Genomic DNA, 19,851 nt, shown 5'->3' with positions numbered 1-19,851 from the left:
GTCATCTCGCTTACGTTTTTTTGTTCACATTTTATTCAATAAGAAAGGGTTTACATAAAATTTAACGCGTGCTATTATCAACTTGTAGAATTTGTACCTATGAATTTTAGTTATCCATACAAAAAGGAGAGATACAATGGTTTCTGAAACGATTGACATTACACCGGAAGATATATTTGGTCTCATCGCCCTCTCGGGAGACGCGAAAGCCAGTTACCACCAGGCAATGCTCCTCATGCAAGAAGGGAAAGTCGCGGAAGCGAATGAAGCGGTCAAGACAGGGGATGCAACATTAAAAGAAGCGCACGGCATCCAAACGAAATTCGTCACGCTTGAAGCGCAAGGGAAAACAGCTACAGTAGGTGTCTTGATGGTACATGCTCAAGACCATTTGATGAATACGATTCTTGTAAAAGAAATGCTCGGATACATGATGAATATGCAAAACGAAATCAACCAACTGAAGGGAATGGATCAAAAATGATGAAAATCGGACTTTTCTGTGCAGCAGGTATGTCAACAAGTATGTTAGTGGAAAAAATGAAAGCGGTTGCTACTGAACGTGGTCTTGAAACGGAAATCGCAGCGTACCCGGAATCGGAAATGGAAACGTATGTGGATACAATCGATGTTGCGCTCCTTGGACCACAAGTCAAATATTTACTTGCGAAAGGTAAACAAATCTGTGAACCAAAAGGTGTTCCGATTGATGTCATCAATACGGTTGACTACGGCATGATGAACGGAACAAAAGTACTGGACCATGCGATCAAACTCGCAAATAAATAAACGGGGTGACGACTTTGAAAATGCCTAAAAATTTCTTGTTTGGTGCTGCTTCTGCCTCTTATCAAGTCGAAGGTGCATGGAACGAGGACGGGAAGGGTGTCTCGAACTGGGATGTCTTCTCGAAAATTCCAGGAAAGACATTTGAAAATACAAACGGTGATGTCGCGATTGATCACTATCACCGTTACAAAGAAGATATCGGACTGATGGCTGAAATGGGACTCGAGTCATATCGTTTCTCCATCTCTTGGCCACGCATCTTCCCGAATGGCACGGGGGAAGTGAATGAAAAGGGATTAGAGTTTTACAACAACGTCATCGACGAGTGCTTAAAACACAACATCGTACCATTCGTGACGCTGTACCACTGGGATCTTCCGCAAGTACTTGAAGAACGAGGCGGCTGGCGGAGTCAGGAGACGGTCGCTGCGTTCGTCCGTTTTGCCGAGACTTGTTTTGAGGCTTTTGGGGATCGCGTCCGCAACTGGATCACCTTTAACGAGACGGTCATCTTTTGTTCGCTCGGCTACTTGTCAGGTGCACACCCACCAGGAATCGAAGGAGATGCAAAGGCGTATTTCCAAACGACGCATAACGTCTTCGTCGCACATGCGCGCACGATCGAAAGTTTTAAGCAGGCGGGTTATGAAGGTGAGATTGGCATCACACATGTGTTTAATCCAGCGTTCAGCATCGATAATGAGGCGGATAATAAGTTTGCTGAGATGCATGCGAATGAATTTTCGACACACTGGTTCTATGATCCAATTTTAAAAGGAACATATCCGGAATATGTCGTCAAACAATTGGACCAACAAAATCTTCTTCCTGACTGGACGGAAGAGGAGCTCGACTTGCTCAAACGGACAGCTCCGATGAATGATTTCATTGGTCTTAATTATTATTGCCCGCAACGTGTCATGAAAAATGATACAGCACTCGTCATGGCAGGCGGACGTGAAAATTCGACAGGTCGCCCTGGGAATCCGTCGTTCGATGGTGTTTACAAGACGGTCTTGATGGATGATAAAGTGTATACGAAGTGGGGCTGGGAAATTGCACCGGATGCTTTCCTCGAAGGAATGCGGATGCTAAAAGCCCGTTATGGCGATATCAAAATCTACATCACAGAGAACGGACTTGGTGACGTCGATCCAATCGTCGGCGAAGAAATCAAAGATACACCACGAATCGAATACATTGAAGGTCATTTACGTGCGGTGAAGCATGCCGTTCAAGAAGGGATCAACGTCTCGGGTTACTATGCGTGGTCGGTCATTGATCTTCTGAGCTGGCTGAACGGCTATAAAAAACAGTACGGCTTCATCTATGTCGATCATGTAAATGGTCTTGCTCGTAAAAAGAAACAGTCGTTCCATTGGTATCAAGAAATCATCGCCACGCGCGCTGCAGACCTATAAGGAGGTTTCCGAATGAGCCGTCTAGAAACCGCATTCGAAAAAGTCACACCAGCTTTTGCTCGTTTTGCGAATGCAAAACCTGTTCTCGCTATTAAAGATGGATTTATTTTGACAATGCCGATGACTATCATCGGATCACTTTTCCTACTGATTTTGGCACTTCCGATTCCGGGGTGGGCAAATTTCATGTCAGGGTTATTTGGGGCAGATTGGACGTTACCGCTGACGCAGGTCGTTGGAGCGACATTCGACATCCTCGCTTTGATTGGTGTATTCGGGATTGCCTATTCCTACGTCAAAAATGAAAAGATTGAGGGGGTGCCGGCTGGTATCCTTGCAATTATCTCGTTTTTAATCATTACTCAAGCTTCAGTCCTTTCGGAATCAGGAGAAGTCGTAAACGGGGTCGTGCCAAAAGTTTGGACAGGCGGACAAGGGGTCATGGCAGCGATTCTTGTTGGATTAGTTGTCGGGTTCGTTTATTCGCAGTTCATCAAGCGTGGAATCAGTATCAAAATGCCGGATGGCGTCCCACCAGGTGTGGCCAATTCGTTTTCAGCGCTCGTACCGGGATTAGCTGTCATCACACTGTCAGTTGTGACGTTTGCGGTATTCCAGGCGTTCGCTGATCGGACGTTCACGGAAGTCATTTATGACGTGCTTCAAGCACCGATTCAAAACTTAACAGATACGCTTGCCGGAGCAGTGCTCATCATGGTCTTGATGTCTGTTATGTGGTGGTGCGGCATTCATGGTGCGGCAATCATCATGGGGATTATGGGACCATTGTTGACAGCAAATGCATTGCAGAACCAAGCGCTCATCGACTCGGGGAAAGAACTTGTCGTCGGAGAGAATGCAAAGATCGTTACGATTCAGTTTCTTGATGTATTTACGAAACTTGGAGGTACTGGAATTACGATTGGTTTCATCATCGCCACGCTTATGGTTGCGCGTTCAGCTCACTTGAAGCAGTTCGGTAAATTGTCACTTGCACCGAGTCTGTTTAACATCAATGAGCCAGTCATCTTTGGGATGCCGATCGTCTTCAATCCGGTCATGTTTATCCCGTTCGTCATTGTTCCGGCGATTGCATCATTCATGGTCTATTTCACGATTTTGTGGGGATGGGTCGAACCGTTTAATGCCTTGCAAGTTCCGTGGACGACTCCGCCAATCATCTCAGGGTTCTTGATAGGAGGATGGCGGGCAGCACTCTTACAGATTGCGACGATCGCTATGTCCGTTGCGATTTACTTGCCTTTCGTTCGAATGCAGGATCAAATCTCATATGGAGAAGAAGTCAAAGCACAGGAAGATCAAGCTTCGGCATAAAACCGTGCTCATAGAAAAACCGATCGATTCCTCTTTTGAAACAATAGGGGAGTCGGTCGGTTTTAATTGTTTTGTATGGAACCATGTATTTTGTGCGCCACCCATCGAAAGAGGACGACATGAAAGAGTGATACTCGGTTAAATTTTTGCAAAGATCGTATCTAGGATTCAGCAGTCACTATTATAGAAGAAAAGCGTCAAGCCCACTCTTCCGTCATCTCTTGCAGTTGCGTCAAGATATGTGTCAGCAAAAAGGCTCCGAGGGCAAGACTTGGCAACCCGTGACGCGAGCCGTCTTCAGCCGGGAGCAACCCTTTATTGAATTTTAAGGCAAGTGGTGCGATGGAGCGCTCGAGCGTCTCTGTTACATCTCCAAGCGTGACAATTGCATACGGTGTATGCCACGAGTCATAGCGGGCGAGTGATGCTTGGAAGTCGGGGCGTTCCGTATCCGGTGTAAATATGAGAATCCGGTCGACGGCATGGAGTGTTTTATGATTTTTAATCTGTGAGACACGTTTCATTTGGTCCGGACCTTCGGACAACATCGGATAAAGACCTTCGAATTCGCCGTAAGCATCAACATAAACGGTACCCTCTCCGACGAGCGCTTGAGCCAGCAAACGGACGACATCGAACAATTCATCCTCTTGTTTGACGAGACTTTGCAGTTTTCCGTTGAATTGAGTCGCTAAAATTTTCATCATGGGTGAACATCCTCTCTAAATTTCTATCACAGACAGTATATAGCAAGTTTTACTTTAATGTAGAATGGAAATAACTAGAGGGGGAGTGTGAAAGATGAAAGGGAGACTACTCATCGCGGAAGATGAGCCGGGCATACGGAATTTATTGGCACAGTTATTCAAGGCGCAAGGGTACATCACGGATTTAGCGGTCGATGGAATCGAGACGATTGAACGATTACGCGAAGCGGATTACGATCTGCTGCTGATGGACGTCAACATGCCTGGCAAAACAGGGATTGAAGTGTTGCGTCATCAAGACCAAATCGGACGTCCGATCCGGACGATTTTAATGACGGCGCTCAGTGAAAAAGAAGCGATGGAAGAAGCGAAACGACTCGGTGTCGTCGCCTTCTTCGGAAAGCCGTTTGATATCTTTGAACTGAAAAAAGAAGTGACTGTGCAGATTTCGAGCGATGTAAGCGGTTAATCCTTCACGTCGTCGTCACAAACCTGAAAACAGAGCGAAATGCTGTACGTTCAAGCGAATCAGTATGTTATAATCAGTCTGAAATTACACGATTCCGTGTAAGCAGCGATCAAAACAGAGGAGGATGTCATTATGCCATTAGTATCTATGACAGACATGTTAAACAAAGCTCTCGAAGGTAAGTATGCAGTAGGTCAATTCAACATCAACAACCTCGAGTGGACACAAGCGATTCTCGGTGCGGCTCAAGAAGAGCAGTCACCAGTTATCCTTGGTGTATCTGAAGGTGCAGCACGTCACATGGGCGGATTCTACACGGTTGTTAAAATGGTAGAAGGTCTCGTTCACGACATGAAAGTAACAGTTCCTGTTGCGATTCACCTCGACCACGGTTCAAGCATTGAAAAATGTAAAGAAGCGATCGACGCTGGATTTACATCTGTAATGATCGATGATTCACACAGCCCAATCGACACAAACATCGAAACAACTAAAGCAGTTGTTGAGTATGCACATGCTAAAGGTGTTTCTGTTGAAGCAGAAGTTGGAACTGTCGGTGGACAAGAAGACGACGTCATCGGTGACGTTATGTACGCGAAACTTGACGAGTGCGTTCGCATCGTTAAAGAAACAGGAATCGACACGCTCGCTCCAGCACTCGGTTCTGTACACGGTCCTTACAAAGGTGAACCAAACCTTGGTTTCGCTGAAATGGAAGAAATCCGTAACGCAACAGACCTTCCACTCGTTCTTCACGGTGGTACAGGAATCCCGACACACGATATCGAAAAAGCGATTTCGCTCGGTACTTCTAAAATCAACGTCAACACAGAGAACCAAATCTCATTCGCGAAAGTCGTTCGTGAAGTATTGGCTGAGAAACCAGAAGCATATGACCCACGCGTATTCATCGCACCAGGTCGCGAAGCAATCAAACAAACAGTCATCGGTAAGATGCGTGAGTTTGGTTCAAGCAACAAAGCATAATTTTTATCCTTTAAAATGCGGTAGACTCCGGTCTATCGCATTTTTTTTCATCTAGAAAGCAAACTGTTTTTGGAAAACGTTAGGACTTCGAGCGAAAAAAATTTATAATGGAACAGTAAGCGATTTCAAGGGAATACTTTAAGGGATGAAAGGGGAAGGATTAAAATGAGATTTTTTATCGACACAGCGAACGTAGAGGATATTAAAAAAGCACATAAAATGGGGATTTTAGATGGGGTTACAACAAATCCATCACTCGTCGCAAAAGAAGGCGTCGACTTCCATACACGTCTCCGTGAGATTTGTGAAATCGTCGGGGATGTATCCGTCAGTGCGGAAGTCATCGCACTCGATGCAGAAGGAATGATTCGTGAAGGGAAGGAACTCGCACAAATCGCACCGAACATTACGGTAAAGGTTCCGATGACACCTGCTGGTCTTGAAGCAGTTGCAGCATTGTCAAAAGAAAAAATTACGACGAACGTGACATTGATTTTCAATCCGAACCAGGCACTTCTCGCAGCACGTGCTGGAGCGACATACGTTTCGCCGTTCCTCGGGCGTCTCGATGACATCGGGCAAGATGGAATGGGACTCGTCGAAACGATTGCGCAAATCTTCGTTGTCCATGATATTCCGACACAAATCATTGCAGCATCGATTCGTAATCCGATTCATGTCACGAATGCAGCACTTGCAGGTGCAGATATCGCGACGATTCCGTTCAACGTCATTGAGTCGTTGACACACCACCCATTGACGACTCAAGGAATCGAGAAGTTTCTCGCGGACTGGGAAAAAGCCCAGCAATAATAGATGGTGAAGAAAGGTTGATGGATAGTGGACATTTTGCATATCGTAGGGCAACAACGCCTTGAAGGAACGGTCTTGATCAGCGGTTCGAAACAAAGTGCGATTCCATGCCTCGCGGCCGCACTCTTGACGGATCAGCAAGTCGTACTTGAGGGTGTGCCGGACATTGGCGACGTTACGACGATGATCCAAATCATGGAGACGCTTGGAGCCGTCGTGACACGTCAAGGCGATATGGTGACGATTGACCCGAGTCAAGTCGAACCAATGCCTTTGACGGGAGCGGAGACACGGAAATTACGTGGATCAATCTACCTCATGAGCATTCTTGCAGCGCGATTTAAACAGGGGGTCGTCGGTTTACCCGGTGGCTATGCCATCGGTCCTCGACCGATTGATTTACACATTAAAGCACTCGAGCGTCTCGGTGTTTCGATGCGAAACGAACAAGGTGTTTACTACATGCGTGTCGAAGAGTTGAAGGGTAACCGCATCTATCTTGATTTACCTTCCTTCGGTGCGACAATCAGTGCGTTACTCGTCGCCGTCATGGCTGAAGGAACGACAGTGATTGAAAATGCCGCCTATGATCCGGAAGTAATCGATGTCAGTACGATGCTTACGAACATGGGAGCGAGTGTCAAAGGTGCAGGGACCGATGAAATTCGCATCAAAGGGATTAAATCGCTTCAAGGCTGTCGTCATACACTGATTCCTGACCGGATGGAGGCGGGAACGTTTCTGACGATGGGCGCCGTCCTTGGACGCGTCACGGTCGACAACGTCATTCCGTTACATCTTGAAAGCATCATTCAAAAGCTCGAACGGTTCGGTGCGAAGGTTGAAGTCGCAGACGATGCAGTCACGGCTTCAATCGGGGAAATGAAACCGGTCGATATCAGGGTTTTCCATTACGGTGGGTTTCCGAGTGACATGCAACCAATCATCTCAGCGGCGCTTTTGCAAGCGAAGGGTGCGAGCATCGTTGTTGATAAGCTGTACCCCCAACGTTTCCGTCACGTCCAAGAAATGCGTCGCCTGAGTGCACGGATTACGCATGAAGATGCTGCTTCCATCATCATCCGCGGTGGTGAAACGTTGTTTGGGGCAGAACTCGAGGCGAAAGATCCGCGTGGCGCGGCAGCACTCGTTCTAAGTGGAATGCTCGCTTCAGGCGAAACGTTGTTGCATCATGCTGAACTCATCGATCAAAGTTATGAACGGTTCGATGAAAAGTTAAAAGGGCTCGGGGCCCTCGTATGGCGCGAAACGGTCTGACCGATTTTTAGCAAAAGAGAGGGGACATACACATGGAAAGAAGTCTATCAATGGAACTTGTACGCGTAACAGAGGCGGCGGCACTTGCCTCTGCCCGCTGGATGGGGAAAGGTTTGAAGAATGAGGCAGATGACGCGGCGACGAGCGCAATGCGTGATGTCTTCGATACGATCCCGATGAAGGGAACGGTCGTCATTGGCGAAGGTGAGATGGATGAAGCACCGATGCTCTACATTGGAGAAAAGCTTGGAAATGGATATGGCCCACGACTCGATGTTGCCGTCGACCCGCTTGAAGGAACGAACATCGTCGCAAAAGGAACATGGGGTGCGCTTGCCGTACTCGCTGTTGCAGATGCCGGCGATTTGCTCCATGCACCGGACATGTATATGGATAAAATTGCTGTCGGTCCGGAAGCGGCAGGTCACGTCAGCTTAGATGCGACGATTGAAGAAAACATCGCCGCTGTCGCGAAAGCTAAAAATAAAGACATCGAAGACGTCGTCGTCTCGATTCTTGATCGTGAACGTCATGAAGAAGTCATTCAACGGATTCGGGCAACGGGAGCACGGATTCGCTTGATTGGTGACGGTGATGTCGCAGCGGCAATCAATACCGCATTCCCGCATACAGGGATTGATTTACTGCTCGGTTCAGGCGGAGCGCCTGAAGGTGTGCTTGCAGCCGTTGCGCTCAAATGTCTCGGCGGTGAACTCCAAGGCCGTCTGCTTCCTGCAGACGAGGCGGAAGTCGCACGCTGTAAAAAGATGGGGATTGAAGATCCGTCAAGAATCCTCATGATGGACGATCTTGTTTCAGGAGATGACTGTATCTTTGCTGCAACGGGCGTAACGGACAGTGAGCTGATGAAAGGTGTTCAGTTCTCCGGACAAGGTGGACAAACGCACTCTGTCGTCATGCGCGCAAAATCAGGAACCGTTCGTTTCGTCGAAGGACATCACTCGTTCAAAAAGAAACCGAAGCTCGTCATCAAGTAATGCATGAAACTGAGCAAAACAAAGAAAGACCTTTCCGATTTTTTCGGAAAGGTCTTTCGGACTGTAGACAAAGTGCTATCAGGAAAAAAAAGCGTCTTTATTTGTTGCTTTCCTCGGGCGAGGCGCAAGCCGTTGCTCCTTGGTCCTTACGGACAACGAGCAGGGTCTTGCCTGCCTCTGAAAGTGCGTTAAAAACGCACTTTTTCCCGTAGGAGTCAACGAAACATGACGCTTTTTAGCTAATACCGTGACCAAAAAGCCGGACATGGAGACGTTTTAGAGCGCAATCCGTTTCGAATCGCTTAGAACCGCGAAAAGCAATCGGTCGCGACCCTGCAGCTTTGCTGTAGCGGCGTGACCGATTGCCGCTTTGAAGACGAGGCGAGACAGGGAAGCGCGAACGGATTGCATCTCGATACCATATGTTTACGCTTTTTAATAGTTTGTCTACACGCTGAAAGACCTTTCCGATTTTTTCGGAAAGGTCTTTTTCTTTTGTGAACCAACTATTCTTTCAACGGTGCTTGGACGGAAGCGCTCATCTTTGTGAGTGTTTGACGTGGTAAGAGCCGCGTCAGGAAAACATAGAAGGCATTGCTTGCACCAGGAATCACCAGCGTCTTGCCTTGCATGTATCCATCGAAGGATAGCTTAGCGACGGTTGGCGCATCCATGATGCCGGGGCGTTTAAACAAACGGGAAGCAGACAGGCCGGCCGTCGCTTCGAAATCGGTATGGGTCGCACCGGGACAAACCGCCGTGACTTGAATGCCGTAAGGCGCGAGTTCCTCTGCTAAAGCTTCGGAAAAACTTAAGACGTAGGCTTTTGTTGCATAATAGACGGCTAGGAACGGACCGGCTTGAAATGCTGCCGTCGAAGCGATCTGTACGATCCGACCTTGTATACCTTGGTCCCGCATCCGCTGTGCATAAGCTTTTGTCAGATGAGTCAGGGCCCGGATGTTGACATCAATCATGTTCAGTTCACGTGAAAGTTCGGTTTCGAGAAACTCACCAAATAATCCGAAACCGGCATTGTTGATTAAGAGATCGACCGAATCATCTTTTGTCGCCCGAAGGAGGGCTTCGATGTGGAGGGGCTGTCCGATGTCGTAAGGATAGACCTCAGCCGTTCCTCCTTCTTGTTCGACGAGATACTTCGTCTCGAACAGTTTTTCGGCATTGCGCCCGACGAGCAGCAGATGATCTCCTTGCATGCCATATAACCGTGCGAGCTCGCGACCGATTCCTGCTGAGGCTCCTGTAATCAATACGTTCATAGGATCACGCTCCTGTTTCGTGGATTGAATTGATAGAAAAAGGGTATTAACTAGACGATAGCGCAGAACAAACAAAAAAGCGATTGAGCCGATGCTCAACCGCTTGGACGATCGTGTTTGGATTAAAGGTAAGAACCGGCTCCGACGAGACGTGAACCCCAGTATCCTGATTTGAAGCTTGAGTATTTAACGCCACCCGTTTCCGAGTTGACCATGCTTGTCTTGCTTGTCGCGATACCAACGTGTTGGATGCCGCTACCGTGTGAGAAGAAGACGAGATCTCCCGGTTGAACGCTTGAGACGCTGACTTTCTTAGATGAAGAGTATTGTGAAGAAGATGAGCGTGGAAGTGTTTTTCCAGCTGCTTTCTTATAAACGTAGCTTGTGAAACCAGAGCAATCAAAACCACGTGTTGTTGTACCGCCCCAGACGTAAGGCGTACCTTTATGTTTTGCTGCTTCGCTTAAGATCTTTGTACGTGTTGAAGAAGAAGTCGTTGTTTTCTTAGCTGTTGAAGTTGATGTTTTTTTCTTGTATGTTTTTGTATACTTCGTGTACACGTAACGTGTTTTCCCACCGTAATAAATCTTCGTCCAGCTACCTGACTTTCCTTTATAACGGAATGTTTGACCTGCGTTAACTTTACCGACGATTGAAGATTTTGTAGAGGCACCTGAACGAACGCGTAATCCGTTATCCATGATTTTGACTTTAGTAATTGTAGCAGCTTCAACTTTACCTGTTCCCACTGACGCAAAACCTGAAACCACTAATGCGGCTGTCGCGACCGATGCTAGAAAACGTTTCATATGTGAATTCCTCCATTTTAATTAAAATTTATGTGACCGAGTTATATAATGAAATCATCAAGTGTTTGTTTAGGCAGTCATCCTTACGACTTTGTAAGTTTTTCTCTGCAGGAATATCTTAGCATGCGGTCGTGTGAAAACGTTTTTTCAGTTCCGCTACAAAATACCGCTTTTCTGTAATATAACTGCAATAATATCGTGGAATATTACAAAGAAGAAATTTCCATTCGCTAAATCACGACGAAAGTGGTAGATATGTGATACCTTTAATTCACAAAAGATTTTTTTGCTTTATCATTAAATACGTTACAGAACTTTGCTGTTGAATTTATAAAGAATAGGTGAATGCATATGCCAACTGAAAAAACCGATAAACCAGAACGTTCCTATACACTTGCCCAACTCGGTAATCTGACATTGAAGGATCTATATGAAATTGCGAAAGCAAAAAATGTTCCGCAATACCGGGAAGCGCGAAAGCGTGAGTTAATGTTCAAGATTTTAAAAGCACAAGCAGAATCAACCGGTCTCTACTTCCTCGAAGGGGTGCTTGAAGTCATCCCCGGCAATCCACAGATGCAAAACGATGGTGGTTTCGGCTTCCTTCGTCCCATCAACTACTCACAATCCTCTGAAGATATCTACATCGCCGCTTCACAAATTCGTCGTTTTAATCTTCGTAATGGAGATGTCGTCACGGGAAAAGTCCGGCCACCGAAGGAAAATGAACGTTTCCAAGGTTTATTGAGCGTTGAAGCAGTGAATGGAGAAGCGCCGGACACGGCACGAAACCGTTTATTCTTCCCTGCGCTGACACCGATCTACCCCGATCGTTTAATGCGTCTTGAAACAGAACCGCGTCATCTGTCGGTTCGTGTCATGGACATGATTGCGCCGGTCGGATTCGGGCAACGCGGATTGATTGTCGCACCACCGAAGGCAGGGAAGACGTCCTTGTTAAAAGAGATTGCGAATTCGATTCAAGTCAACCATCCGGATGTTGAGTTAATCATTCTTTTGATTGATGAACGACCGGAGGAAGTGACGGATATCGAACGTTCCGTACCGGGAGCAGACGTCGTCAGTTCGACGTTTGATGAGACACCGGATAACCACGTCCGGATTTCAGAACTCGTCCTTGAGCGGGCGATGCGTCTCGTCGAGCATAAAAAAGATGTCGTCATCTTGATGGATTCGATCACACGTCTGACGCGTGCCTATAACCTGACCGTCCCGCAAAGCGGACGGACCTTATCAGGGGGGATTGACCCGGCTGCCTTCCATAAACCGAAACGTTTCTTCGGAGCAGCACGGAACATCGAACATGGCGGCAGTTTGACGATTCTCGCGACAGCACTCGTTGAGACCGGTTCACGGATGGACGATGTCATCTATGAAGAATTTAAAGGGACCGGCAACATGGAGCTTCATCTTGACCGGAAACTATCAGAGCGTCGCATCTTCCCGGCGATCGATATCCGGAAATCCGGCACACGGAAAGAAGAGTTGCTCCTACCGAAAGATCAACTCGATGCGTTGTGGACGATTCGTCGGACGATGAATGAATCAAACGAGTTCGTCGACAGTTTCTTGCGCAAGATTAAGGATACGAAAAATAATGAAGAATTCTTCGTTGAACTGTTGAAGGAAAAGAAGAAGCCGATTCGCCGGGCAGCAGCTAAACCACGGACGATCAAAACAGATACACCGACTTGAAAATAGGTATTGCGAGACGATGAAAAATCGTTTAGTATAGGAAGGTAACTTACTCTGGCTCAGCAAATGAACCAGGGCGGAAGGAGAGAAATCAACCATGAAACAAGGAATTCACCCAAACTACAACAAAGTTGTATTTATGGATTCAACTACTGAGTACAAATTCTTAACTGGTTCTACTCGTTCTTCGAACGAAACAATCACTTGGGAAGATGGAAACGAGTACCCACTCATCCGCGTGGATGTGTCTTCGGACTCGCACCCATTCTACACTGGTCGTCAAAAGTTCAACGCTGCAGACGGTCGTGTCGATCGCTTCAACAAAAAATACGGCCGCAAGTAATTGCGACCTATCCATTAAAAAACAGCCTGTCTCCATCACTGGAGCAGGCTGTTTTTGTATAGACTGAACTGGGCGCGATAGGTAAGGTAAGTCTTCAACACGAACGATGAGCCGATTGCGCCGGCAATGCCGGTGACATACGGGAGCAAGTCAGGATTTGTCGCGAATTGTTCGAAGAGACGACTGAAGGAAAAATGTCGGCCGAGGAAATACCCTGCGCCGAGAAAGACACTAATCCAAATCAAAGCCCCGGTATACGCATAGGCAGCGAAAACCCGAAACGGCATCTTCGAAACACCGGCAAAAAAAGCGGACAGTTGGCGAAGGCCAGGTATGTAGTAACCGATAATCAAGACCGACTTGCCGTAACGAAGAAAGCCGGCTTCTGCCGTGACAATGTGTTTTTCAGAAATGCGAAACTTCGGTCCGATTCGATGAAGCAACGGCATTCCGAGTTTCAGACCAAGCAGGTAGCTGATCGTCATCCCGATACAGCTTCCGGCGTAAGCGGCGAGAATCGTTCCGATTAAGGGTAAATTACCTTGATGCATCCAAAAACCGGACATGATCAATAACGTTTCATCCGGAACAGGAAGCCCGATGATCCCCCCGGCTAGAAGGATCGCAAGTCCGAATGAACCATATTGATGAAGCACTTCATGTAATATGTGATGGATCGGGAACACCTTCCTTCATAAATTCTTCTTCTATAGTGTACAGGAAATGAGGACTGGTTAAAACGACAAGGTGGGGAATCATGGGAATGAACGGATGGATTTTTGATTTCGAGAAGTCAACTCTTTTCCTTATATTCGATTCGGGCTATACTCGTTAAAGTGACTAATTTTAGAGGACGGTGTCTGCAATGATGCATGTAATAAATCAGTATGGTTGGATTGAAGTGATTTGCGGAAGTATGTTCTCTGGTAAGTCGGAAGAATTGATTCGACGCGTTCGCCGGGCTCAGTACGGGAAGTTGCCGGTCCAAGTGTTTAAACCGGCAATCGACGACCGTTATCATGAAGAACATGTCGTCTCGCACGTCGGCAACTCTGTCATCGCGGTACCGATGGCGACGAGCCGTGATGTGTACGCGGCAGTCGCACAAGAGACACAAGTGGTCGCGATTGACGAAGTTCAGTTCTTTGATGATGAAATCGTCGATGTCATCGAGGCCCTCGCGCAGGACGGAAAACGTGTCATCTGTGCCGGACTCGATCAAGACTTCCGGGCGGAACCATTCGGTAAGATGCCGGAACTTCTCGCACGGGCAGAGTTCGTCACGAAACTGCAGGCGATCTGCCTGTCGTGCGGTGACCCGGCATCGCGGACGCAACGTTTAATCGACGGTCGACCTGCCAACTACAATGATCCAATCATTTTAGTCGGCGCGTCAGAGTCGTATGAGCCGCGTTGCCGCCACTGCCATGAAGTGCCGGGGAAATCGCAAGCCCTGCAACAATGGAAGAAACAGCAACAGAACTGATGAAGTAAACGAAGGACTGATTCATCAGTCAGGACCACATCAATCAAATGGCCGATACTCCCATCGTTTCAAGGGGGCATCGGCCATTTTTTTGCGCATTCATATTGTTCTGGACGGCTTAGTCGATGCTTGAAACACGCATCGAAACAGTCTTCATCCCTTGCTTTTGCGCAGGAAAGACATCAACCGGTGTGGGTCAAACGACTATATTGGTGCACAAAGTGTGTTGCCTCGCGGACAATCGTTTCTTGATCGTAATCGAGGGTCGCGACATGATAGGAGTCAAGCAGGCAATAGCTCCGTTTGTCCGTCGAACCGATGACTTGATAAAGGTAATCCGAACTTTCAGGCGGGACGACATGGTCTTCGGCAGAATATAAAATAAGTGTTGGAATCTCGATGGCTGGTAAGAGTGGACGTGTCTGGTCAATCAAGGTCAAAAGTTCCGATGCGCAGACGACAGGGACCTGGTCATAGATGATTTCAAACGCTTCACGTTTAATGTCTGGGGTACTTTCTTTTAAGTAGCGTGGACAGTCTTCAAAAGATAATGCTTCATAGGCAGGAATCGCTAACGCTGCATTGATCGTAATCAATCCGTCAGCAGGTAATCCTTCCGCGACGAGTGCAAGGGCAAGTGTCGCACCCATCGATTGTCCGGCGATGAAAATGGACGAACAATGATTGGTTAAGACGTCGAACCCTTGGCGGAGGCTTTGTTTCCAATCTTCAGCAGTCGACGCTTCGAAATCACGGATGCTCGTCCCGTGTCCGTCGAGACGCGGGGCATACACGGTAAACCCTTGGGCGGCAAACTGCTCTCCGACAGTACGGACGCTTTGAGGGGTTGCGTTAAAACCGTGAGACAGTAAAATACCGATTGGACCTCGTTCAATCAAAAAAGCTTCTGCGCCAAACAGGACGGGTGATGATGAATTCATAAAGGGTTCCTCCTTCTATTAAAAAACTCGTAGTGCTTTAGGCGCACTACGAGATTCTCGTAAGTATCATCCAAAGCATCGGCTTTGCTGGTCGGAGCACCTTGCATGTTGCAGGTTGCCGTGGGTTCGTAGAGCCAGATCTCTCGCCCACTCTTGATATATCGTATAGGAATTGTCGGAATAATCATTGTGAAGAGGATAGCATTGATTGAAATACGTTGTCAAGACGTCAAAAAGAAGTCGAAATTGATAAACTGGGTAATTTGGTTTAATTTTGAAAATATGGTTGACTTGAGAAAGGAATCCCCGTAGTGTAAGCATTAGATTCACGACATAAGAACGACTTGAAACATCACACATATGAACTTCATACCGTAGCACTTATCGAGAGAGGTGGAGGGACTGGCCCTACGAAACCTCGGCAACAGACTTCTTACGTCGTACTGTGCCAATTCCGTCAGACGTTTGTCTGAAAGATGAGCGGAGCGGATTCTGCCTTAGTGCAGATGGAAGGATCCTTTTCTTTTAAGAGAAGGGTCCTTTTTTTGATGTTTTCCTAAAAAAAGAGAATGAAATACAATTCATTTTGTATTTTAGAATGACCTGTGCTAGTCTTGAGCTGTATAACTCAATAACCAGTTCTTCGGGGTAGGGTGAAAATCCCAACCGGCGGTGATGCGATTGATAAATCGATGAGCCCGCGACCTGCAGTGTACGCACTGTGGCTGACTTGGTGAGACTCCAGGGCCGACGGTAAAGTCCGGATGGGAGAAGGACGAAACAATGCGCTTGCTGCCATTTTCTGAAAAAATGTTTTCAGGGAAAGGTCTGTTTCTGTATGTGTAAAAACAGAAACGCGAGACGCTTATTTCGTCAATCCTTCAATCACGACGCCCCTTTTACAGGAGGCGTCTTTTTTATTGAAAGGAGCGGAAAAAATGGAAACATTCATGAGTTATGCGATGCAACTAGCACACATGTTAAACGGTCAAACGAGCCCGAATCCGAGTGTCGGCTGCGTCATCGTCAAACAGGGGCGGATTGTTGGTTTTGGGGCCCACCGTTATGCGGGAGGACCCCATGCCGAAGTCGAAGCGCTCCTCATGGCAGGTGAAGCAGCACGCGGAGCCGATCTCTACGTGACACTCGAACCGTGCAATCATCACGGCAAAACACCGCCGTGTACGGAAGCGATTCTAAAAGCCGGCATTGCGCGCGTCTTTGTCGCGACAAAGGACCGCCACGCGCTCGTCGCAGGAAGCGGTATCACACGTCTCCGTCAGGCGGGGATTGACGTCGAAGTCGGTCTACTAAAAGACGAGGCAGTGGCACTGTATGAACCATTTTGGACGGCGATTGAACGAAAACGTCCGCATGTCACAGTGAAAGTCGCCCAAACGATGAACGGGACGATTGCGACGGGTGAACAACGCTTTATCACTTCGGAAGCGGCACGTGCTGACGGACGGCAGTTACGCGGGATACACGACGCGATTCTCGTCGGAAGCGACACGGTGATCATCGATGACCCGGCACTGACGTTGCGCAGTTCGACCGGCATCGAACCGGTCCGTGTCATTGTCGATCGCCGCGGGCGCCTGACTGAAACATTCCAAGTCTTAAACGATGGCTTGAATCCGACGTACTGGCTGACGGAACAGCCACGTACGATAGAGCGCGAGAACGTGACGGTTTTCGTCGGGGCGTATGCGACACCGGACCAAATCCTCGAACTTTTATATGAACAAGGTATTCGCAGTCTGTTGATTGAAGGCGGTCCCACGATTCAATCCGCATTTTTAGAAGCGGATCTCGTGGATACGATCGAACTCTATCAGGCACCGTCCCTCTTCAGTAGGACCAAGTCTCTGACGACGGAACAGGACATCGAAGACCGTTTTGATTTAGTGAAAATGAACCAAATCGGACAAGACGTCCATCTCCAGTATGTACGAAAGGAGAGGATGACATGTTTACCGGATTGATTGAAGAACTTGGCACAATAAAACGGAAAGTCCCCCGTCCGAACGGGCTGGCGCTCGAAATTGAAGCGACAGCAGTGCTTGACGGAACAAAGATTGGCGACAGCATTGCCGTTGATGGGATTTGTTTGACGGTGACGGCGATGACGAAGAGCGGATTCACGGCCGATGCCGTCCATGAGACGATCCGAGCGACGTCGCTGCAGACGTTACGGGTCGGAGCAGCCGTTCAACTCGAACGCGCGATGCCGGCGAATGGACGGTTCGGCGGTCACTTCGTCAGCGGTCATATCGACGGAACGGCTCGGTTTCTCAGCCGGCGACCGGACGGTGAAGCGATGGAATACCGTTTTGAGGCAGGCGACTGGAGCAAGTACTGTATTCCGAAAGGATCGATTGCGATTAATGGGACGAGCCTGACACTGCAACATGTCGGAAACGACGCGGTGACGATTTCATTGATTCCCCATTCACGCCAAGTCACGACGTTCGATCGCTTGCAGACGGGTGCCCTCGTCAATATCGAATGTGACTTGATGGCGAAACATCTCTATCACTTTACGCAGAAGGATGCGAAGACGGACTGGTCGGCATTTTTAGGAGGCGAAGCATGATGAACGGATTTGATTCGATTGAAGAAGCAGTGGATGACTTAAAACGCGGACGACCGATCATCGTCTGTGACGATGAAAACCGTGAGAACGAAGGGGATCTCGTGTTACTTGCGGAACACGCGACCCCCGAGATGATTAACTTCATGATCACTTACGGCAAAGGACTCGTCTGTGTCCCGGTCAGTCCGGATATCGCAACACGACTCGAACTCCGGCCGATGACAGATGTCAACACGGATCCGCAGGGAACGGCTTTTACGATCAGCATTGATCATGAAGATGCGAAAACCGGCATCAGTGCAGCGGAACGGGCAATGACGATTCAGCGGATGTTGACGGATGGTCCAAAGCAGTTCAAGCGTCCCGGACACATCTTTCCGTTGATCGCAAACGAAGGCGGCGTTCGCGTCCGGCGTGGTCATACGGAAGCAGGGATTGATTTGGCACGGCTCGCGGGAAGCGCCGAAGCGGCCGTCATCTGTGAAATCATTTTAGACGACGGGACGATGGCACGGGTTGATGATTTAGTGACGTATAAAGCAGAACATGATTTAAAAATGATTACGATCGATGCTCTCGTCCGCTATCTCGAGCGCTCTGTCCGCCGTGAAGCGGAAGTCTTGTTACCGACGACGCACGGGGCGTTTCGGATGCTTGGTTATACGACACCTGACGCCAAGGAACATGTCACGGTGCTATCAGGTGAAGCAGAAGACGGGATGCTCGTCCGGGTTCATTCCGAATGTCTGACGGGTGACGTCTTCGGATCAAAACGGTGTGACTGCGGTCCGCAACTCGACGCGGCGCTCGACCGGATTGAACAGGAAGGTGGTGCTGTCCTCTACTTGCGTCAAGAAGGGCGGGGGATTGGTCTGATGGCGAAGCTGAAAGCCTATGAGCTCCAAGAACAAGGACTCGATACGGTCGAGGCGAACCATGCGCTCGGATTTGCAGCCGACTTACGCGACTACGCCGTCGCAGCAGCGATGCTTCAGGATCTCGGTGTCACGAAAATCCGTTTGATGACGAATAACCCGGATAAACAGCAAGCGCTCGAAACGTACGGCATCACTGTGCTTGAGCGGGTTCCGCATGAAGTACCGGCAAGTTTAGAAAACCACCAGTATCTCAAAACCAAACAGACGAAGCTCGGGCATCTGCTCGATCTCGAAGGAGGAAATTAAGATGGTATACGAAGGATTTTTAACGGGCGAAGGACTCCGGGTTGCAATCGTCGCAGCACGATTCAATGAATTGATCACATCTAAATTAGTCGGAGGAGCAAACGATGCCTTCCGTCGTCACGGTGTCGCAGCGGATAACGTCGATACGGCGTGGGTGCCGGGCGCATTCGAGATTCCGCTCGTCGCGGAAAAACTGGCGAAAAGCGGTAAGTATGATGCCGTCATCACACTCGGTGCCGTCATCCGCGGTGCGACGTCGCATTACGACTATGTCTGCAATGAAGTCGCGAAAGGTGTCGCCGGTGCGTCGCGTGAGACGGGTGTCCCGATCATCTTCGGTGTATTGACGACGGACTCGATTGAACAAGCGGTCGAACGGGCCGGCACGAAAGCAGGGAACAAAGGATATGAGTCGGCGGTCTCTGCCATCGAGATGGCGAACTTGTTACGCAGTTTTCAGTAATGTTTCTCTATCGGATGTAAAACGGGGACGGACGTAAAAGTCAATCCGCCACCTGTTAGATCGTTCAAAAGGAATCACTCGTTTCACGCGACTCCTGCAGGAAAGCGCGTGGAAAATGAGCGATTCCTTTTTGAGGTCGCGCCCCTCTTGCATGCGATAGAAATTTTTTTGGTTTTTATCAATAATTCATGGTCACGGATACACGGGATGGTATAACCACCGTATAATAATAAAAG

At 48.3% G+C, this 19,851-nt stretch carries 21 protein-coding genes and 3 riboswitches; of the genes, 16 read left to right on the top strand and 5 right to left on the bottom strand.

The genetic code is table 11. The features are described from left to right. Positions 1-136: 136 nt before the first annotated feature. The 4 genes from KNQ02_RS13985 to KNQ02_RS13970 are packed head-to-tail and all read left to right on the top strand — an operon-like array spanning position 137 to position 3,545. Positions 137-484, top strand: a complete 348-nt coding sequence (locus KNQ02_RS13985; protein WP_029331812.1) for a PTS lactose/cellobiose transporter subunit IIA — start codon at positions 137-139, stop codon at positions 482-484. After that, complete coding sequence (locus tag KNQ02_RS13980) at positions 481-789, top strand: PTS sugar transporter subunit IIB (protein WP_029331810.1); 309 nt, start codon at positions 481-483, stop codon at positions 787-789. Before KNQ02_RS13985 ends, KNQ02_RS13980 begins: the two co-directional genes overlap by 4 nt. Before the next feature lie 14 nt (positions 790-803). Continuing rightward, a complete protein-coding gene (locus KNQ02_RS13975; protein ID WP_214767805.1) occupies positions 804-2,210 on the top strand; it encodes a glycoside hydrolase family 1 protein in 1,407 nt (468 codons plus the stop codon). 12 nt (positions 2,211-2,222) lie between these two features. Beyond that, entirely contained in the window at positions 2,223-3,545 is a 1,323-nt protein-coding gene (locus KNQ02_RS13970) for a PTS sugar transporter subunit IIC (RefSeq protein WP_214808911.1), read from the top strand. 197 nt (positions 3,546-3,742) lie between these two features. Here KNQ02_RS13970 and KNQ02_RS13965 read toward each other — a convergent pair whose 3' ends face one another. Beyond that, positions 3,743-4,252 carry a DUF2529 family protein gene (locus KNQ02_RS13965; protein ID WP_088838001.1) on the bottom strand — a complete coding sequence of 170 codons (510 nt, stop codon included), beginning with the start codon at positions 4,250-4,252 and terminating at the stop codon, positions 3,743-3,745. A gap of 94 nt (positions 4,253-4,346) precedes the next feature. Between KNQ02_RS13965 and KNQ02_RS13960 the strand changes: the two genes are divergently transcribed. The 5 genes from KNQ02_RS13960 (at position 4,347) to glpX (ending at position 8,797) form a co-directional block, all read left to right on the top strand. Next, positions 4,347-4,721 (top strand): response regulator, encoded by a 375-nt coding sequence (locus KNQ02_RS13960; RefSeq protein ID WP_088838000.1) that lies wholly within the window; start codon positions 4,347-4,349, stop codon positions 4,719-4,721. Between the two features lie 132 nt (positions 4,722-4,853). Next, on the top strand, positions 4,854-5,708 hold the full coding sequence (gene fba / locus KNQ02_RS13955; RefSeq protein ID WP_088837999.1) for a class II fructose-1,6-bisphosphate aldolase: 855 nt from the start codon (positions 4,854-4,856) through the stop codon (positions 5,706-5,708). Between the two features lie 165 nt (positions 5,709-5,873). Further along, positions 5,874-6,521: a fructose-6-phosphate aldolase gene (gene fsa, locus KNQ02_RS13950; RefSeq protein WP_029331801.1), complete on the top strand. Its 648-nt coding sequence runs from the start codon at positions 5,874-5,876 to the stop codon at positions 6,519-6,521. 27 nt (positions 6,522-6,548) lie between these two features. Next, entirely contained in the window at positions 6,549-7,799 is a 1,251-nt protein-coding gene (gene murA, locus KNQ02_RS13945; protein ID WP_214767799.1) for a UDP-N-acetylglucosamine 1-carboxyvinyltransferase, read from the top strand. A 32-nt stretch (positions 7,800-7,831) separates the two neighbouring features. Continuing rightward, positions 7,832-8,797: a class II fructose-bisphosphatase gene (gene glpX, locus KNQ02_RS13940; RefSeq protein WP_088837997.1), complete on the top strand. Its 966-nt coding sequence runs from the start codon at positions 7,832-7,834 to the stop codon at positions 8,795-8,797. A gap of 506 nt (positions 8,798-9,303) precedes the next feature. On the opposite strand, the gene KNQ02_RS13935 is transcribed toward glpX, so the two are convergent. Both KNQ02_RS13935 and KNQ02_RS13930 read right to left on the bottom strand, forming a co-directional pair. Continuing rightward, a complete protein-coding gene (locus tag KNQ02_RS13935) occupies positions 9,304-10,077 on the bottom strand; it encodes an SDR family NAD(P)-dependent oxidoreductase (protein ID WP_214808908.1) in 774 nt (257 codons plus the stop codon). A 122-nt stretch (positions 10,078-10,199) separates the two neighbouring features. Further along, on the bottom strand, positions 10,200-10,886 hold the full coding sequence (locus KNQ02_RS13930; protein ID WP_088837995.1) for a C40 family peptidase: 687 nt from the start codon (positions 10,884-10,886) through the stop codon (positions 10,200-10,202). 351 nt (positions 10,887-11,237) lie between these two features. Here KNQ02_RS13930 and rho point away from each other — a divergent pair, with 351 nt between their 5' ends. Both rho and KNQ02_RS13920 read left to right on the top strand, forming a co-directional pair. Next, positions 11,238-12,602, top strand: coding sequence for a transcription termination factor Rho (gene rho / locus KNQ02_RS13925; protein ID WP_029331794.1), 1,365 nt, complete (start codon positions 11,238-11,240; stop codon positions 12,600-12,602). Between the two features lie 97 nt (positions 12,603-12,699). Further along, a complete protein-coding gene (locus tag KNQ02_RS13920; protein ID WP_012371588.1) occupies positions 12,700-12,945 on the top strand; it encodes a type B 50S ribosomal protein L31 in 246 nt (81 codons plus the stop codon). A gap of 35 nt (positions 12,946-12,980) precedes the next feature. On the opposite strand, the gene KNQ02_RS13915 is transcribed toward KNQ02_RS13920, so the two are convergent. Next, positions 12,981-13,631, bottom strand: coding sequence for a DedA family protein (locus KNQ02_RS13915; protein ID WP_088837994.1), 651 nt, complete (start codon positions 13,629-13,631; stop codon positions 12,981-12,983). 182 nt (positions 13,632-13,813) lie between these two features. Here KNQ02_RS13915 and KNQ02_RS13910 point away from each other — a divergent pair, with 182 nt between their 5' ends. Beyond that, positions 13,814-14,431, top strand: a complete 618-nt coding sequence (locus KNQ02_RS13910; protein WP_034801409.1) for a thymidine kinase — start codon at positions 13,814-13,816, stop codon at positions 14,429-14,431. A 182-nt stretch (positions 14,432-14,613) separates the two neighbouring features. Here KNQ02_RS13910 and KNQ02_RS13905 read toward each other — a convergent pair whose 3' ends face one another. After that, positions 14,614-15,372, bottom strand: a complete 759-nt coding sequence (locus KNQ02_RS13905) for an alpha/beta hydrolase (protein ID WP_088837993.1) — start codon at positions 15,370-15,372, stop codon at positions 14,614-14,616. Between the two features lie 60 nt (positions 15,373-15,432). After that, positions 15,433-15,535, bottom strand: a riboswitch (SAM riboswitch). Between the two features lie 215 nt (positions 15,536-15,750). Beyond that, a riboswitch (SAM riboswitch) is annotated at positions 15,751-15,855 on the top strand. Positions 15,856-16,007: 152 nt separating this feature from the next. After that, positions 16,008-16,152: riboswitch (FMN riboswitch) on the top strand. Between the two features lie 158 nt (positions 16,153-16,310). Here KNQ02_RS13905 and ribD point away from each other — a divergent pair. From ribD to ribH, 4 genes are read left to right on the top strand one after another with little or no spacing between them, the layout of a single operon-like run. Then, positions 16,311-17,357, top strand: coding sequence for a bifunctional diaminohydroxyphosphoribosylaminopyrimidine deaminase/5-amino-6-(5-phosphoribosylamino)uracil reductase RibD (ribD, locus tag KNQ02_RS13900; RefSeq protein ID WP_214808904.1), 1,047 nt, complete (start codon positions 16,311-16,313; stop codon positions 17,355-17,357). After that, positions 17,342-17,968 carry a riboflavin synthase gene (ribE, locus tag KNQ02_RS13895; RefSeq protein ID WP_088837992.1) on the top strand — a complete coding sequence of 209 codons (627 nt, stop codon included), beginning with the start codon at positions 17,342-17,344 and terminating at the stop codon, positions 17,966-17,968. The genes ribD and ribE overlap by 16 nt, the downstream gene beginning before the upstream one ends. Next, positions 17,968-19,152, top strand: a complete 1,185-nt coding sequence (ribA, locus tag KNQ02_RS13890) for a GTP cyclohydrolase II (RefSeq protein ID WP_214808938.1) — start codon at positions 17,968-17,970, stop codon at positions 19,150-19,152. Before ribE ends, ribA begins: the two co-directional genes overlap by 1 nt. A gap of 1 nt (position 19,153) precedes the next feature. Then, complete coding sequence (gene ribH / locus KNQ02_RS13885; protein WP_214808901.1) at positions 19,154-19,615, top strand: 6,7-dimethyl-8-ribityllumazine synthase; 462 nt, start codon at positions 19,154-19,156, stop codon at positions 19,613-19,615. Positions 19,616-19,851: the final 236 nt, after the last annotated feature.

Origin of the sequence: Exiguobacterium sp. s102 (genome assembly GCF_018618635.1) — a bacterium.
GTDB lineage: Bacteria > Bacillota > Bacilli > Exiguobacteriales > Exiguobacteriaceae > Exiguobacterium_A > Exiguobacterium_A oxidotolerans.
Note: the sequence above shows the minus strand (reverse complement) of the source record. Positions and strands in the feature narration are given on the sequence as shown.